Consider the following 16,612-nt stretch of genomic DNA (forward strand, 5'->3'; position numbering starts at 1 on the left):
CAAGAAATGAATCGGCAATCTACGCAACGCCTAGCCAGACGCCCGGCACAGGAAAGGGATCGATCCAGATGAACACGCACAATCCCAATGATTTTCGCTATCGCGTCCGCCGTTCCGACGATGCCTCCGTCCGTTTCGACCGGGTTCCGCTGGCGGTGCGAACCCTGTCCAGCAACACGCTGTTCCAGGGCGAGCACGAGATCGGCATCGAGCATCACGGCGCGCTCTATCGGCTGAAGATCACCCGTCAGGGCAAGCTCATTCTCAACAAGTAGGGGTAGACATGGACCAGCGCGTAAAACCCGCTCCGCACGAAATCCGGCGGGCGCGGACAGACAATCCGAAAACGCGCGAGCGTGACCTCGCGGCCCAGCTCGGCATCTCGGAAGCCGAACTGGTGGCCGCGCATTGCGGCGACGGCGTCGTCCGCATCGAGCCGCGCGTCAATGATCTCCTGACCGGCCTGGAGGCGGTTGGAGAAGTCATGGCGCTGACCCGCAACGAAAGCGCCGTTCACGAAAAGATCGGTGTCTACGACAAGGTGGTCACCGGCAACCACAATGCCATGGTGCTCGGCGATAACATCGACCTTCGCATCTTCCCGAAGATATGGGCGCACGGCTTCGCCGTGGAAAAGCGTGACGGTGGCGAGATCCGCCGCAGCCTGCAGTTCTTCGATGACGCGGGCGAGGCCGTGCACAAGGTGCATCTGCGCCCTGCGTCCAATCTCTATGCCTATCAGAAGCTGGTGGCCGAACTGGAATCGGCCAACCAGGAGCCGACGGTTGCCGTTTCGGCAGCCAAGGTCTCGGATGATGTCGAAAATCCGGATGCGTCCGCCAGTCTCGGCGATCTGCGCGATCGCTGGAGCCAGCTGACCGATGTGCATCAGTTCTTCGGCATGCTGAAGACGCTGAAGCTCAGCCGCAGGCAAGCGGTGCGGATGGTCGGCCAGGACTATGCATGGCTGCTCGACAAGGATGCGGTCGGCGCCATGTTCCACCACGCCGCCGAGGGCGAGATGCCCATCATGTGCTTTGTCGGCAATCGCGGCTGCATCCAGATACATTCCGGGCCGGTCAAGTCCATCAAGCCGATGGGGCCGTGGATCAATGTGCTGGACGAGACGTTCCATCTGCACCTGCGAACCGATCACATCGATGAGGTCTGGGCCGTGCGCAAGCCGACCAAGGACGGGCATGTCACGTCTCTCGAGGTCTATGGCGCCGACGGCAACATGATCATCCAGTTCTTTGGCAAGCGCCATGAAGGCGAAGGCGAGCGCGACGACTGGCGCTTCCTTGCCGAGAACCTGCCGCGCATCCCAAGCCCGACCGCAGCCTGAGGACGAACGACAATGACTCTCTTTTCCAGATTGGCGCCAGCGTCCGGATTTGCGCCCGTCTTCAGGTTGGCACCCGTCTTCAGGCTGGCACTCGCGCCGGCGATCGGTTTTTCGCTTGCTCTTGCAACGGCCCTGCCGTCCCGCGCGACGGAAGGCACTGCCGTGTTCGCGGACAAATCCAGGATCGCTGCCATCGGCGGTTCAATCACCGAGATCGTCTACGCGCTTGGCGAAGAGGACCATTTGGTGGCGCGCGATTCGACCAGCTATTATCCGGCGGCGGCGCGGAGGCTGCCGGATGTCGGCTACATGCGTCAGCTGTCGCCGGAGGGCGTCCTGTCGGTCAACCCGACCGGCATATTGGCGCTGCATGGCAGCGGCCCGAAGGAAGCCGTCGATGTACTGAAGAAGACGAGCATCCCCTTCATCGAGGTGCCCGAGCATTATGACAATGAAGGCATCCTGGAAAAGATCCGTATCGTCGGCAAGGCGCTTGGCGCGGAAGCCAAGGCCGATGCGCTGGTCGCGCAGGTCGATGCCAAGCTGAAGGCCGCGGAGAAACAGACCGCGTCGATCAAGGAGCGCAAGCGCATCCTGTTTGTCCTGTCGATGCAGGGAGGCAAGATCCTTGCTGCCGGCGGTGAGACCGCCGCCAACGGCATCATCAAGCTGGCCGGCGGCGTCAACGCTGTCGAGGGCTTTTCCGGCTACAAGCAAATGTCGGACGAGGCGATCGTCACCGCCAAGCCCGACGTCATCATGATGATGAACAATGCCGGTCCGCCCACGCCGGATGAGGAGTTGTTCGGCAATCCGTCGATAGCCTCGACACCGGCAGGTGCCGCGCGCAAGATCATTCGCATGGACGGCGGCTATCTGCTTGGTTTCGGGCCACGCACGGCGGATGCCATCCACGAGCTCGCCGTTTCGCTTTATGGCGCGCAGGTCACGGACTGAGCAGGCATATCATGGTCGATCAATCGATCGCCGGTCCGGCAAAGGGTATGGCGACAGCATCCGAAGGCGATCGTTCGGGACGTGCCCGCATCGTTATTCTTCTGTTGTGCCTCGGGCTTGGCCTTGCCGTGCTGATATCGCTGACCTCCGGCGCGTCCGATGCGTCGGCCGTCAGCGTTATTCGTGACTGGCTGTTCGGCATGGTGCCGGGCGACGCGGCGCTGAGCGCACGCGACCGCCTGATCGTCTACGACATACGCTTGCCGCGCGTCATCCTGGGCATGCTGGTCGGGGCGGCGCTCGCCGTCTCCGGGGCGGTGATGCAGGGCCTGTTCCGCAATCCGCTGGCGGACCCTGGCCTGATCGGTGTTTCGGCGGGATCAAGCCTTGGTGCCGTGTCCATCATTGTGCTTGGCGGCACTGTGCTGGCGCCGATCACCTTGGCGCTGGGCACGCTTGCGCTGCCGCTGGCAGCCTTCTGCGGCGGCCTGGCCACCACACTGGTGCTCTATCGGGTCGCCACGCGGCGGGGACAGACGTCCGTCGCCACCATGCTGCTGGCCGGCATAGCGCTGGCGGCCCTTGCCATGGCGCTGACCGGCATCCTGATTTTCATGGCCGATGATCGCCAGCTGCGCGACCTGACCTTCTGGTCACTCGGATCGCTGGGGGGCGCGACATGGCAGAAGATCGGTTCCGTCGGGCCGGTCATCGTGCTGGCGCTCGCCGCGATGCCCTTCCTGGCGCGCGGCCTCAACGCGCTGTCGCTGGGCGAAGCCACTGCCGGCCATCTCGGCATACCCGTGCAGCGGTTGAAATATGTGGCAATCATTGGCGTCTCGGCAGCGGTTGGCGCGTCCGTCGCCGTCAGCGGCGGTATCGGCTTTGTCGGTATCGTTGTGCCGCATCTGCTGCGGCTGTTGATCGGTCCGGACAATCGATACCTGCTGCCGGCGTCGGCGCTTCTGGGCGCCGCGCTGCTGCTGTTGGCGGATTCGGTTGCCCGTACCGTCGTTGCGCCCGCCGAGCTGCCGATCGGCATCGTCACCGCGATCGCCGGCGCGCCGTTCTTCCTTTGGATCCTGCTGCGCAAGCGCGGCGTCATAGACCTGTGAGGCGATCATGAAGGAAGAGCGGGCATGATCGAAGGACGGGACGTTTGCGTGGCGATCGGTGGCAAGCGCATTGTCGCCAATGTCGATTTCGAGGCGCGGCCAGGCGAAATCGCGGCGATCGTCGGCCCCAACGGTTCGGGCAAGACCACCTTTCTCAAGGCACTGTCGGGCGAGCTTGCTTATACGGGCCGCGTCGCTGTCAACGGCCGCGATCTTTCGGCCATGAAGCCGGTCGAGACCGCAACGCTGCGCGCCGTGCTGCCACAGGCAACCACCTTGTCATTTCCATTCACCGTGCGCGAGATCGTCAAGCTTGGCCTGGTCGGCGGGCGCTCCGGTGTGCTGCCCGGCGAAGACGCGCGCCTGCCCGAGCGGGCGCTGGCGCGTGTCGACCTCGATGGATTTGCGGGACGTTTCTACCAGGAGCTTTCCGGCGGCGAGCAGCAGCGTGTCCAGCTTGCCCGGGTGCTCTGCCAGGTCTGGGCGCCGGTGCTCGACGGCAAGCCGCGCTATCTGTTCCTCGACGAGCCGGTGTCCAGCCTCGACATCAAGCACCAGCTGATCATCATGAACATCGCCCGCGATTTCGCCAGAAGGGGCGGCGGCGTGATCGCCATCCTGCACGACCTCAATCTGACAGCCATGTATGCAGACCGGATTTTTGTCATGCATCGCGGCAGGCTGGCCGCGACCGGCTCACCAACGGATGTGCTGAGCGACGACCTGATCGAAAAAGTCTTTGATTGCCGTCTCAGGGTGGGCGTCTTGCCGGCCGGAAACGTGCCATTCGTGCTGCCGCAGTCGGCCGCGTAAGTCTATTGTTATCCGGGTGAGGGCGGCCTGATCTGAATCTCAACAGACCTGGCCAACCAACGACGTGGCGGGGATCAGGCAGCCGGCGCGCGGCGTTCCACCAGCATGTCGATGCCGAGAAGATTGCGCACATTGGGACGCGCCGCGACGAGATCGGCGATCGTGTAACGCGCAAGCACGGCAAAGAAGGCGTTGAGCGCCTCGCGCAGCGCGGAATTCAGCGCGCAGCTGTCGACCAGCGGGCACTCGGCGGCATCGTTCTCAAAGCATTCAGCCATGGCGAAGCTCTCTTCCGTCACGCGCACGACATCGAACAGGCTGATGGCTTCGGCTGCTCGGCCAAGTTTGACGCCGCCATTGCGGCCGCGCACGGTTTCGACCAGGCCATGCTCGACCAGAGGCTGAAGAATCTTGAACAGGAAAAGCTCCGACACGGTGTATGCGGCGGCGATCTCGGGGATACGGCTCAGCCGATCGTTGTTCGCCGCGCAATACATCAAGATGCGCATGGCATAGTTGGTCTGACGGGTAAGCCGCATTTTGTCCTCACGAAGCCCAGGTTTGGCGGATTTGACACTCTGCCATGTCGGCGGCATCGGCCTTCAGGAATTGCAAATCCAAAACCACACCAGATTTCAATTGTTTGCTAGCCTGGCTCCGAACCCGAATTCGCTCTTTGCGTTGTGCGCAAGCAGTATGAATTCCGGATTCGCCACACTGGCTGCGGCGGAATATGGCCTATACTTTGGAATAATTCCAGACTGGCTGGCCATAATAGATGAATATCCTCGTCAACTTTACGTGCGCGGCCTTGCAAAACGTGAACCAGCTTTTCGATCCGGCGGGTATTCCGGTGGGCGGGACATTAGATATGTCCGCAAGATAGACGAGGAGCGGCCTATCCATGTCACAATCGGCCCCGGCCCTAGGCCCCGTCCGGCTCGATGCCGATGCGGGCGCAAAGCTTTCGGCGCTGCGGCGCACCAAATTCATCGCCACGGCATCGCTTGCGCTCTGCATCCTGATCTTTGCGCTCGCCAAATCGTTCGAAGGCCGCTTTCCGTGGCTGGGTTTCGTCGCTGCCTTCGCGGAAGCCGCGACGATCGGCGGGCTGGCCGACTGGTATGCGGTGGTGGCGCTGTTCAAGCGACCACTCGGCCTGCCGATCCCCCACACGGCCATCATCCCGGCAAACCAGACCCGTATCGCCGACAATCTCGGCCGCTTCATCGAGGTCAATTTCCTGGCGCCGGAGCCGGTACGGGAGAAGCTGGCCGAAGTGGATTTTTCCGCCCTCGTCGCCGACTGGCTGGCCGATCCCAACAGGGCGGCCGGCCTGTCGCACTTCGTCAGCCGGCTGGTGCCGCAGACACTCGCGGCTGTCGAGCAGTCGGGCCTGCGCGGCTTCGTCACCAGCCGTATGCTGGAGCAGGTCGAAAAGATACCGCTGGCACCGCTCTTTGCCGATTTGTTGTCGACGTTGACCGACGACCGCCGTCACCAGAAACTCTTCGACGAGTTCATCAAGGTCATTGGCCGGTTCCTCAACGACGAGCAGGCGCTGGCAACCATGCGCGAGAAGATCCGCGAGGAATTGCCGTCGCTGTTCAACCTGTTTCGCGCCGACGCATATCTTCTGAAGAAGATCGTCGCCTCCGCCGGGTCGTTGCTCGATGAAGTCCGGGCCGATCCCGATCATCCAATGCGCGCCGAGTTCGACCGCTTTGCGGAAACCTTCATCGATCGACTGAGGACATCCAAGCAATATGCCAGGCGTGCCGAGAAGCTGAAACACGATTTTCTCGAAAGGCCCGAGCTGAAAGCGCTGGCCGGCGATATGTGGGCAAGCCTAAGCCTGTTCATCGAACAAGATGCCAAGGCGCCGAATTCGATGATCCGTGCCCATCTCACGGAGATGTTCGTCGAGGTCGGTCGCCATCTTGCTGACGACGCGCAGATCAGGGCCGACATGAACCAGGGGTTCGTGGTAGCGCTTGCCTCCTTCGTCGACAGCCAGAAAAGCGGTGTCTCGAAATTCATCGCCGATCAGGTCAAGCGTTGGGACCTTGCCCAGCTGACGAGGCTGATCGAAATGAACATCGGCAGGGACCTGCAATACATCCGCTTCAACGGCATGATCATCGGCGGCATCGCCGGTGTCGTGATCTATGTGGCGGAGCGGCTGTTCCTCGCCAGCTGACTGACATCCGGCCTCGAATCGGCCTCCGCGCATGGCTGGTTCCCTTGCGGGTTCGCATGGACACGCGACGCCCGAGTGCTATTCTCCAGTGCGGGTGCCCATCCGCGGCAACAGGGAGCGAAAAATCATGGCGAAGCAACCGGATTCAGATTCATTCATGGACATGTTCGGCAGGTTCGGCCGTGACCTGAAGGTGCCGAATGTCGATGTGGAAGCGATCCTCGCTCACCACCGCAAGAATCTCGAGGCGCTGGAGAAGTCGGCCAGGGCGAGTGCTGCCGGTGCATCGTCGCTGATGTCGAGACAGCGCGAGATGTTGCAGGACACGCTGCGCGAAATCACGGATATGGCGCAGAGCTACAGGGCTCCGGGCAATCCGCAGGAATTGATGGCCAAACAAACCGAGTTCGCCAGGAAGTCCTTCGAGACCGCGTTGAAGAACGCCGGCGAAGTGGCCGAACTGGTCAAGCAATCCGGCACTGAGTCCGTGGAGATCCTGCGGGAGCGCATCAAGGCCGCGATGGAGGAAATCCGCGCCGGCTACGATAAGAAGTGAACCATCGACTTTCGGAATACCTCGGACGGCGTTCGCATGTCCGTCGTGAACGCCGTTGCTTGCGAATGATCCGCAACCCGCCGTGGCAAACCGCGTTTCGCGGAACGGAATCACACGGAGCGAATTGACAGAGGCTGTCGGTTCGTGGTCCGGAGGCGGGAGATGTTATCGGGAAAGCAGGAATGACGGAAACACGGCCAAAGGCGCCGCCAACCTACGAACAGCTCAGGGCCATGTCCGGGCAGGAACTTGGTGTCTCGGATTGGACGACAGTCGATCAGAACCGCATCAACCAGTTCGCCGAATGCACGGGCGACCATCAATGGATTCATGTCGATCCCGAGAGAGCGCGGCGGCAAAGCCCGTTTCGCACGACGATCGCGCATGGCTACCTGACGTTGTCGATCATCGGCGCACTGGCGCTCGGCATGGGGATCGTGCCGGAAAACACCCAGGCAGCGTTCAACTATGGCTTCGACAAGGTGCGTTTCCTGGCGCCGGTCAAGGTTGGCGCGCGCATCAGGCTGCGCGCCACATTGATCTCGATGGAGGCCATGGGCCCCGGTCAGTATCTGATGAAAGCTGCGAACACGATCGAGATCGAGGGCGAATCGAAGCCCGCGCTCACGGCCGAGACACTCGTCATGCTCTATGAGCGCCGCCGGCGGGCAGGGGCCTGAAGGGTCTCGGCGAAATCACGGACCTTTGACTGCGGATGAGTTGGCGGGCATGCGCCTCGCCGCGGTGCGAGCCGAGAGTATCGCAAGGATCAGTGCGACAAGCGCCAGGGCGGCAGCCGTCTGGAATGTGACCTGCATCCCATGGGTCGCCGCGGCTGGCGACAGGACGCTTGCACCGGCCTGTCCCCCTGCCGATGCCATGGCAAAAATGGCACCCATCACCGATGCGCCGGTGATCAGGCCGAGATTGCGCGCCAGATTGAGCAGGCCGGAGACCACGCCGCGCTGGTCCGCACCGACACCGCCCATCACAGCTGAATTGTTCGATGTCTGGAACAGGGCGTAGCCTATGCAGGTGACTGTGATTGGCACGACATAGCCGGCAATGCCGAGGTCCGCCCTGGCCAATGACATGAGGACTGTGCCGGCCACGAGGCCGAACAGGCCCGCGACCATCATCCGGTGCGCGCCGAAGCGGTCGACCAGGCGCCCAGCCGCCAGCGCTGACAGGGACGAGACAAGCGGTCCGGTCGAAAGTACCAGGCCGACCATGGCGGCATTCAGGCCGAGCGCGCGCGAAAGGTAGAACGGGGCAACAACCAGTGTCGCCATCATCACCGTGGCGACGATCAGGCTCATGGCGAGGCTTGCGTTCAACGTGCGGTCGCGAAACTTCTCTGGTTGAATCAATGGGTTGGCAACGCGTGTCTCGGCAAGGGCGAAGAGGAAGCCTCCGGCTGCGGCTGCGACGAGCAGGCCGATATTGAGGGAGCCGAAGCTGCCCCGGCCAAGCGTCATGGCCAGCGCATAGGCCGCCGGTGTGAGCGCGAGCAGAGTGGTGCCGATACTGTCGAAACCGGCTTGATCCGTCTTGGCCGTCTTCTTGCGCGCCGGCAAGCTGCGATAGGCGAGGGCGAAAGTGAGGACGCCCAGCGGCACATTGACCAGAAATATCGCCCGCCAGCCGAGCCAGGCTATCAGCAGGCCGCCAAGCGACGGGCCAAGCGTGGTGCCGATCGACGACATGGCGCCGAGCAGGCCCATGGCACTCCCGGTTTTCGTCTTGGCAACCGTCTCGCCGACAAAGGCGAGCGTCAGGGCCATCATCATCGCCGCGCCAAGTCCCTGCACGGCGCGTGCCGCGATGAGCAGCCACAAGGTCGGCGCAAGGCCACAGAGCACCGACGCTGCCGTGAACAAAGCGATGCCGCAAAGCAGCAGCGGCCGGCGGCCGACCATGTCGGCGAGCCGGCCCGCGCTGACGATCAGGGTTGTGATGGCCAACAGATAGGCCAGGACAACCCACTGCACGAGCTGGAACGACGCACCGAACGCCTGCATCAGCGACGGAAGCCCGACGCTGGCGATGCTGGTGCCGAGTGATGACAGGAGCGTGGCCAGCGACAGGCTTGCCAGTGCCCATCCGGCGGATCGCACCTCATCCGGCGCCGGTATCAACTCGATGCGACTTTGCTCAGCGATGGCCAAGATGATCTCCTTTCCTAAAGCTCCCGAACCGGAGCCATGGGAAAGCTAGCCACCAAGTTGATGTGGCGGAACGCGCAGCATTTGCATTCTATCCATGCATGAAACGCCACATCACTGTGGATCCATGCTACGATCCCGTCATGTCGTCACCCGATCTCAACCTGCTTGGTGCCCTCGATGTCCTGCTGACGGAAGGCAGCGTCGCGCGCGCCGCCAATCGTCTTCGCCTCAGCCCCTCGGCAATGAGCCGGACCCTGGCGCGGCTGCGCGAGGCGACGGGCGATCCCTTGCTGGTTCGCGCGGGTCGTGGCCTGGTTCCGACACCGCGTGCCCAGGAGTTGCAGCAGCAGGCTGGCCGTGTGGTCCAGGATGCGGAAGCACTGCTGCGGCCCGCCAGGCTCCTCAACCCTGCAAGCCTCGACAGGACTTTCACGCTGCGCACCAATGAAAGCTTCGTCGAGGAGTTCGCGCCGCGCCTTGTCGCCCGCATCGAAGCCGATGCGCCTCGCGTGCGGCTGCGATTTGCACCGAAGTTCGACAAGGACGTCACGTCGCTGCGTGAAGCGGCGATTGACCTCGAGATCGGCGTCGCCGGCGAAACCGGGCCGGAAATGCGCATCCAGGCGCTGTTTCGCGACCGCTTCATCGGCGCGGTACGGGCTGGTCATCCCTTGAGCGATGGCATCGTGACGGCCGAGCGCTACGCCTCCGGCCGCCATATCAGTGTTTCGCGGCGTGGCCGCGAGAGAGGGCCGATCGACGAAGCCCTGGAGCGGCTTGGACTGCAACGGACTGTAGCCTGCATGGTGGCCGGCTTTTCGGCGACGCTGGCTTTGGCACGCGCATCCGACCTGATCGCCAGCGTCCCCGAGCGGCATACCGAGGGTGCACGCACGGGCATGCACAGCTTTCCACTGCCGGTCGCCACCGTCGAGGTCACCATCTCGATGCTCTGGCACCCGCGTCTCGATGCCGATCCGGCGCAGCGCTGGTTGCGCGACCGCGTGCGGGAGGTGTGTTCGGCGTCACGATGATCGGCGTGCTCGCATCAGCGGCAAGAAGACGGCATGGATAGCTGAAACGCTCGTCGTACTCCATGAGCGTTGACCTCCGCCTGAGGAGCAATTGACCGTGCACGCCGCGGCTCTTTCCGCTAACATGCTCGATGTTTATCCGCGCTGCGCCTATCGACATTTGGGGAGACACGGCACTCATGCAGTAAAAAGTTAGGATGAATATGGAATGGGAGGGAATGTATGCATACGCATAAGGTTCGTTCGTCAGTTTCGATGTTATCGTTTCTGTTTCTTGCGGGATGCGCAACCAGTTCGGATGATAATGTCAGTCATCTTAGCTGGACCAAAACGACCGGTTCAGGAAAACCCGTCCTGCTTTCCGAACACTATCAAGTGGACCCCAATTGTACCTTCCTGGCGCCTCCGCCGGTCCAGATTGTGTCAGGCCCAGCTCATGGGACCACCAAGATTGAGCCAGCCAAAGTTTATCCCAGCTTTAAACCTGACAATGTTCGCTACAGATGCAACTCTGTCCTGGGTGATGGACTTAGAGTCTATTACACTCCGTCTCCTGGTTATAAAGGTGATGATCAGGTCGTGGTTCGCTCTGATTTTGGCGGCGGAAAGACGAACGAAATAACGGTTAGCATCACCGTGGAATAGCGGGTTCGATGCTTTCGAACCGCACAATGTTTCGCTCAGCGAGAACCTTGTGCGGTCCGATCGAAGCAGGGCGCCTCCATTGCGTGCCGAGCGCCTCCCTTGCTATTTCCCAACTATATTTTGCCGGCTAATTGCCTCCGCAGGATCCAGAGTGCTCCTGATGCTACCGTCGGCAGGGCTGTGCAATAGGCCACCAATGGCCACGGCGTATCGCCGTCGAACAAGATGACAAACAGCGTGCCGACAATGCCCACGACAAGGCTTTGGATGCAGAAGTAGAGCGCCACCGCCGTTCCCGCGACATCGCCGAATTCTTGCAGTGCGCCGTTCGCGGTCACCGATACAGTGAGGACGATGCCCATGGCGACGATCCACATCGGCAGTACGAATGTCACGAAAGAAGGCGACTCAGGCATCTGCCCGACCGCCAGCAGGGCGGCGCCCAGAAGCAGCATCGCCATGCCACGGGCAACGCTGTCCGCAATGCTCCATTGCGCTGCGAATGCTTTGACGAAACGTGCGGTCACCATCATCACCAGCGCCGCCGTGGCAAAGGCGACGCTGAACCCGACCTGGGAGAAGCCAGCACGATCGATGAGAACCCGTGGCGCCGTCGAAAAGAAGACGAAGAAGGCTCCCATCGCGGCACTGAAGGCCAGCGTATAGGTCCAGAAAGGCAAGCTGGAGAGGATGGGTCGGAACGCAACACGGGGAATGCAGCCAGTCGAGGGGCGGGTCTCGTGCCATCTTGGCCATGCATTGAGCGTGGCGGCCACCGCCAGCATGCCGAGCGTGATGAAGATCGCGCGCCAGCCAAGACTGTCCGCAATCAGCGCGCCGGCTATCGGCCCCAGCGCCGGCACGAAGGCCAGCATCGAACTGAACAGGCCATAGATGACCGCACCTTCCGGCCTTTGCGCATAGACGTCGCGCACCGTGGCGAATGTCGCGACGAGAATGGCCGATGCTCCGATGGCCTGCAACACGCGCAGGACCACGAAGGCGCTCGCCACGGACGTGCCGACGAGTAGGAAGGAAGCGGCAGCGAACAGCAGCGCGCCTCCGATCAGCACGGGACGCCTGCCCATCCTGTCGGAGATCGGGCCGAAGATGATCTGTCCCAGGCCGAGCACGATCATGTACAGGCTCAGCGTCAGCTGAATGACCGCAGGCGACGTCTGGAGGACTGCCGGCATCTTCGGGACGACCGGCAGATAGATATCCATGGCCAGCGAAGCCAGGATGTCGAAGGGAGCCATCAGCAACAGCGCCGACGGCAAGGAATAGGTCCAGGATTTTGGAGAAGGCATGATTGAACATCCGCTCAAATGGGTACATTTGGCGGCGATCTGCCGTTTTCATCGAAATCAGGAATGACGGGACAGACTGCCGCAACAACAAGCGTTGCTGCGGCTTACTTGTCTGCTGACTTGCCGGTTCCCATGGCTCTATCCTGAAGTGTCATGCAGTGGTGCACTGCGCGGCAAGCCAGTATCAGGCCAGGCTTGGCTCGGCAAGCTTCGGGCTTGTTCGGCGCGACCCGACGAGGCTTGGCGCGACGCGATCGGATATCTCCAGGATCAATGCGCCATCGCCGCCTCGAGCGTCCTGAAAATCCGATCGTCCGCGGACTGGGCAACGTTGAAGCGCAGGAAGCGGCTGGCGGTCTGGGACAGGCTGAACGCATTGCCGGGCGCCAGCACGATCTTGGCTGATAGCGCCCGGCGGGCCACGTCAGCCGCATCGACGCCGTCGGGCAGGCTGCACCACAGAAACAGGCCGGCCGGCTGATCGATCCAGGGGGTGATGCCGATCGCCCGCAGACGCCCGCTCGTCTCATGCATGGCGCGCGAAAGCCGTGCCCGCAGCAAATCCATGTGCTTGCGGTAGCTGCCGTCCTTCAAAAGGGTGAGTACGAGTTCCGATGCAAGCCGCCCGCCGCCGAAGGTCGTGGCGATCTTGAGGTCGGTCAGGCGTTCGATCCAGTCGCGAGGCGCCGCGATGAAGCCGCAGCGGACCGAGGCCGACAGCGTCTTGGAAAAGCTGCCGATATGGACGACGCGGCTCAGACCATCGAACGCCGCCAGCCTGGGGGCAGGGGCATGTTCGAAATCGGCGAAGATATCGTCCTCGACGATGGTCAGTTCGGATTGGTCGGCGAGCTTGAGCAGCCGGTGCGCGGTGACCGGCGACAGGATTGCGCCGGTCGGGTTGTGGATTGCGGAGTTGGTGATGTAGAGGCGCGGCCGATGCTCGGTGAGCGCCTGCGCGAACAGCTCGATATCCGGCCCTGACGGCGTGTAGGGAACGCTGACCACCTTGGCCCGGTGCGCGCGCAGCAGGGCATGGAAATTGAAATAGCAGGGATCGTCGACCAGCACCGTATCGCCGGGTTCGAGCAGCAGCCGGCACAGCAGGTCGATGGCTTGCGTGCCCGATTCCGTCAGCATGATCTGGTCGGGTGAGGCGTCGATGCCGTGCTCGGCCATACGCCGCGCCAGCAATTGGCGCAGCGGCGGCAGGCCGAGCGGCGTGCCGTAGTCCGCGAGCGTCACATCATCGGCGCGCGCCACGGTCCGCAGTGCCCGGCGCAACCCGGCCTCCGGCATCCACGAGGCCGGCAGCCAGCCGCAGCCGGGTTTCAGGACGTCGTCGCCGGCTTCCAGCGATTGGCGCGAAACCCAGAGCGGATCGACCGCACGGTCGAGCCGAGGCCCGATCTCGGCCAGCGACAAGGGCGCCAGTTGGCCGGCGGCATAGAAGCCAGAGCCCGGCCGCGAGCGGATGGTGCCTTCGGCCGCCAGCCGCTCATAGGCTTCGACCACGGTGGATTTGGAAACCTGCATGGACTGGGCGAAGGCGCGGATCGACGGCAGTTTCGCGCCTGGCGTCAGCGTGCGCGCCGAAATGCGTTGGCGAATGGTGGCCATGACGCTTTCGACAAGCGTTGCGCCTCCGTCGAGCCTTATGGCTGGTTCATCCATCTGTACTCTCCAGAGGACCATGACAGTTTTATCGAATTGTACTGCATTGTCTCTGGTGGCACCATAGGGCAAGCCCGATAGAAGCTCCAACAGAAGGAGCCTGCAATGGACAAGACGGCGAGCGGCTGGGTGAGCGGATTCATCGGCGTGTTGATCTTCAGTGGGTCGCTGCCGGCGACGCGCGTGGCGGTGATGGATTTCGACCCGATCTTCCTGACCTCCGTCCGGGCCGCGATAGCCGGCCTGCTTGGTCTGGCGCTTCTGCTCGTCTTTCGCGAGAAGCGCCCGGAGCGGGGAGACCTGCTGTCGCTGGTGATCGTCGCGCTTGGCGTGGTGGTGGGTTTTCCCTTGCTGACCGCGCTGGCGCTGAAGCACGTTACCTCGGCGCATTCCATCATCTTCGTCGGCCTGCTGCCGCTGGCCACCGCGATCTTCGGCGTGCTGCGCGGCGGCGACCGTCCTCGCCCGGCGTTCTGGCTGTTCTCGTGCCTGGGCAGCGCGCTGGTGGCCGGTTTTGCCCTTCTGCAGGGGGTGACGGCCTCGCCGGTCGGCGACGGTCTGATGCTCGCCGCCATCGTCGTATGCGGCCTCGGCTACGCCGAAGGTGCCGCGCTGTCGCGCAAGCTCGGTGGCTGGCAAGTGATCTGCTGGGCGCTGACGCTGTCGCTGCCGGTCATGCTGGTGCTGACTTTTGCAACGCTGCCGCCCACCTTTGCCGGCGTCGGCTCCAACGCCTGGATCGGCCTGGCCTATGTCTCGCTGTTCAGCATGCTGATAGGCTTCGTCTTCTGGTATCGCGGCCTGGCGCAAGGCGGGATCGCCGCTGTCGGACAGTTGCAACTGCTGCAGCCGTTCTTCGGTCTCGCGCTGGCTGCGACGCTGCTGCACGAACAGGTCAGTCCCGCCATGGTGGCGGTTGCCTTCGCCGTCGTGCTTTGCGTCTTCGGCGCGAAGAAGTTTGCGAGGTAGAGGGTAGCTCCGACGCCGTTGCCTGCTAAAATTTCGTCACCACGCCAATGCCGATGCCCTCGAAACCGCCCATGGCCATCAAGGCTGCGGGCGCCTCGTCGAGGCTGATCTTCTTGCCGACCAGCAATTCGGGCTTGAGCTTGCCTGTGCGAATCATGTCCATCATCGCCTGGTAGCGAAAGGCCTGCATGCCGTGGCTGCCGAGGATCTCGAGCTCGAAGGCGATCACCTTGCTCATGGGCACGGGGGACTTGGCATGGTCGCCCAGCATCAGGCCGACCTGCACATGACGGCCGCGCCGGCGCAGGTTGGAGATCGAGTTGAACGAGGTCGTCGGATGGCCGAGCGCGTCCATCGACATATGCGCGCCGCCATCGGTGATCTGCTTGACGGCTTTCACCACGTTGGGCGTCGTCGAGGCGTTGATGGTCGCCACCGCGCCGATCTTGCGGGCAAACTCCAGCTTCTCGTCGGTGAGGTCGATGGCGATGACATTGGCGCCCATGGCGCTGGCGATCATGATCGCCGACAGGCCGACGCCGCCGCAGCCATGCACGGCCACCCATTCGCCGGGCTTCACCCGGCCCTGATCGACGATGGCGCGGAACGAGGTGACGAAACGGCAGCCGAGGCTGGCGGCGGTAGCGAATTCCATTTCCTCCGGCAGGCGCACGAGGTTGGTGTCGGCAAAGTCGATGGCGACATATTCGGCGAAGGAGCCCCAGGCGGTGAAGCCAGGCTGAAACTGATGCTCGCAAACCTGATGGTTGCCCGAGGTGCATTCGAAGCAGCGCCCGCAACCGCCGACAAAAGGCACGGTGACACGGTCCCCGGCCTTCCAGCGCGTCACGCGCTTGCCCGCCGCCACCACGACCCCAGCCAGTTCGTGGCCGGGCACATGCGGCAGGCGGATATCGTCGTCATGGCCCATCCAGCCATGCCAGTCGCTGCGGCACAGCCCTGTCGCCTCGACCTTGATCACCACGCCCTCCGGCGCCGGCTTCGGGTCCGGAACGATCTGGACCGTTGGCGTCTCGCCGAATTTTTCGAAGACAACGGCTTTCATCGGCAAACTCCAACCAGATGCAACTTGTGCGTTCAAGCAACGATAGCCGATTCCTGGCTACGCTGACTGAAAATCGATTCGGCCAAGCATCGCCCCGGGTCGTTAGGCCCCTCTATTCGGCATCGATCTGGTTCTGGGGCGCTGCTTTCTGGAAGGCCGGCAGCGCCATACACGCGGCATTGATGCGCGCGATCGTCGGGTAGGGCGTCATGTCGACGCCGAAGCGGGCGTTGTTGGTGACCTGCGCCGCCAGGCAAATATCGGCCAGTCCAGGCGTATCGCCATGGCAGAATGTTCCGGCCTCGGCTGACGAAGCCAGAATCTTTTCAAGCGGTTGAAAACCTTCGTTCACCCAGTGGCGGAACCAGTTGGTGACATCCTGGTCGCCGGCGCCGAACACGGTGCGCAGCGACGTCAGCACGCGCAGATTGTTCACCGGATGGATGTCGCAGGCAATCATCTGCGCCAGCATCCTGACGCGCGCGCGTCCCAGCGCATCCTTGGGCAGCAGCGGCGGCTCGGGCTGGGCTTCGTCGATGAACTCGATGATCGCCAGCGATTGCGTCAGCAGCATGCCCTTCCAGATCAGTGCCGGCACCAGCCCTTGCGGATTGACCGCCAGGTAGGCGGGCTCCAGGTGCTCGCCATGGCGCAGATGATGCGGCACGTAGTCGTAGGTCAGGCCCTTCATCTCCAGCGCGATCCGCACCCGGTAGGATGTGGAGGATCGGTAGTAGTTGTGCAGGACGATATCGCTCAT

General features: G+C 62.8%; 16 protein-coding genes. 10 read left to right on the plus strand and 6 right to left on the minus strand.

The features are described 5' to 3' along the window. The first annotated feature begins 68 nt into the window (after positions 1 to 68). From hemP to ABVQ20_RS05230, 5 genes are read left to right on the plus strand one after another with little or no spacing between them, the layout of a single operon-like run. Entirely contained in the window at positions 69 to 275 is a 207-nt protein-coding gene (gene hemP, locus ABVQ20_RS05210) for a hemin uptake protein HemP (RefSeq protein ID WP_109668714.1), read from the plus strand. 8 nt (positions 276 to 283) lie between these two features. Further along, positions 284 to 1,345, plus strand: coding sequence for a hemin-degrading factor (locus tag ABVQ20_RS05215; protein ID WP_354458488.1), 1,062 nt, complete (start codon positions 284 to 286; stop codon positions 1,343 to 1,345). A 12-nt stretch (positions 1,346 to 1,357) separates the two neighbouring features. Then, positions 1,358 to 2,302, plus strand: coding sequence for a heme/hemin ABC transporter substrate-binding protein (locus ABVQ20_RS05220; RefSeq protein WP_354458489.1), 945 nt, complete (start codon positions 1,358 to 1,360; stop codon positions 2,300 to 2,302). Between the two features lie 11 nt (positions 2,303 to 2,313). Further along, on the plus strand, positions 2,314 to 3,417 hold the full coding sequence (locus ABVQ20_RS05225; RefSeq protein WP_354458490.1) for a FecCD family ABC transporter permease: 1,104 nt from the start codon (positions 2,314 to 2,316) through the stop codon (positions 3,415 to 3,417). A 24-nt stretch (positions 3,418 to 3,441) separates the two neighbouring features. Further along, positions 3,442 to 4,230: a heme ABC transporter ATP-binding protein gene (locus ABVQ20_RS05230; protein ID WP_354458491.1), complete on the plus strand. Its 789-nt coding sequence runs from the start codon at positions 3,442 to 3,444 to the stop codon at positions 4,228 to 4,230. 74 nt (positions 4,231 to 4,304) lie between these two features. Here ABVQ20_RS05230 and rirA read toward each other — a convergent pair whose 3' ends face one another. After that, positions 4,305 to 4,769 (minus strand): iron-responsive transcriptional regulator RirA, encoded by a 465-nt coding sequence (rirA, locus tag ABVQ20_RS05235; protein WP_354458492.1) that lies wholly within the window; start codon positions 4,767 to 4,769, stop codon positions 4,305 to 4,307. A 365-nt stretch (positions 4,770 to 5,134) separates the two neighbouring features. On the opposite strand from rirA, the gene ABVQ20_RS05240 reads away from it, so the two are divergent. From ABVQ20_RS05240 to ABVQ20_RS05250, 3 genes are all read left to right on the plus strand, one after another. Then, complete coding sequence (locus ABVQ20_RS05240; RefSeq protein WP_354458493.1) at positions 5,135 to 6,430, plus strand: DUF445 domain-containing protein; 1,296 nt, start codon at positions 5,135 to 5,137, stop codon at positions 6,428 to 6,430. A gap of 127 nt (positions 6,431 to 6,557) precedes the next feature. Then, on the plus strand, positions 6,558 to 6,986 hold the full coding sequence (locus tag ABVQ20_RS05245; RefSeq protein WP_354458494.1) for a phasin family protein: 429 nt from the start codon (positions 6,558 to 6,560) through the stop codon (positions 6,984 to 6,986). A gap of 182 nt (positions 6,987 to 7,168) precedes the next feature. Next, positions 7,169 to 7,666: a MaoC family dehydratase gene (locus ABVQ20_RS05250; RefSeq protein WP_354458495.1), complete on the plus strand. Its 498-nt coding sequence runs from the start codon at positions 7,169 to 7,171 to the stop codon at positions 7,664 to 7,666. 15 nt (positions 7,667 to 7,681) lie between these two features. Here ABVQ20_RS05250 and ABVQ20_RS05255 read toward each other — a convergent pair whose 3' ends face one another. Continuing rightward, on the minus strand, positions 7,682 to 9,154 hold the full coding sequence (locus ABVQ20_RS05255; protein ID WP_354458496.1) for an MFS transporter: 1,473 nt from the start codon (positions 9,152 to 9,154) through the stop codon (positions 7,682 to 7,684). Positions 9,155 to 9,294: 140 nt separating this feature from the next. Here ABVQ20_RS05255 and ABVQ20_RS05260 point away from each other — a divergent pair, with 140 nt between their 5' ends. Continuing rightward, the gene (locus ABVQ20_RS05260) at positions 9,295 to 10,188 is read left to right on the plus strand and encodes a LysR family transcriptional regulator (protein ID WP_354458497.1); all 894 of its coding nucleotides are present in this window, start codon (positions 9,295 to 9,297) and stop codon (positions 10,186 to 10,188) included. Between the two features lie 758 nt (positions 10,189 to 10,946). Here ABVQ20_RS05260 and cml read toward each other — a convergent pair. Together cml and ABVQ20_RS05270 are read right to left on the minus strand one after the other, a co-directional pair. After that, positions 10,947 to 12,146, minus strand: a complete 1,200-nt coding sequence (cml, locus tag ABVQ20_RS05265) for a CmlA/FloR family chloramphenicol efflux MFS transporter (RefSeq protein ID WP_435528408.1) — start codon at positions 12,144 to 12,146, stop codon at positions 10,947 to 10,949. 267 nt (positions 12,147 to 12,413) lie between these two features. Next, a complete protein-coding gene (locus ABVQ20_RS05270; RefSeq protein ID WP_354458499.1) occupies positions 12,414 to 13,817 on the minus strand; it encodes an aminotransferase-like domain-containing protein in 1,404 nt (467 codons plus the stop codon). A gap of 105 nt (positions 13,818 to 13,922) precedes the next feature. Between ABVQ20_RS05270 and ABVQ20_RS05275 the strand changes: the two genes are divergently transcribed. Next, positions 13,923 to 14,786, plus strand: a complete 864-nt coding sequence (locus ABVQ20_RS05275) for a DMT family transporter (protein WP_354458500.1) — start codon at positions 13,923 to 13,925, stop codon at positions 14,784 to 14,786. 25 nt (positions 14,787 to 14,811) lie between these two features. On the opposite strand, the gene ABVQ20_RS05280 is transcribed toward ABVQ20_RS05275, so the two are convergent. Together ABVQ20_RS05280 and maiA are read right to left on the minus strand one after the other, a co-directional pair. After that, on the minus strand, positions 14,812 to 15,852 hold the full coding sequence (locus ABVQ20_RS05280) for a zinc-dependent alcohol dehydrogenase family protein (RefSeq protein WP_354458501.1): 1,041 nt from the start codon (positions 15,850 to 15,852) through the stop codon (positions 14,812 to 14,814). A gap of 112 nt (positions 15,853 to 15,964) precedes the next feature. Beyond that, positions 15,965 to 16,612, minus strand: coding sequence for a maleylacetoacetate isomerase (gene maiA, locus ABVQ20_RS05285; protein ID WP_354458502.1), 648 nt, complete (start codon positions 16,610 to 16,612; stop codon positions 15,965 to 15,967).

Source organism: Mesorhizobium shangrilense (assembly GCF_040537815.1).
Taxonomy (GTDB): domain Bacteria; phylum Pseudomonadota; class Alphaproteobacteria; order Rhizobiales; family Rhizobiaceae; genus Mesorhizobium; species Mesorhizobium shangrilense.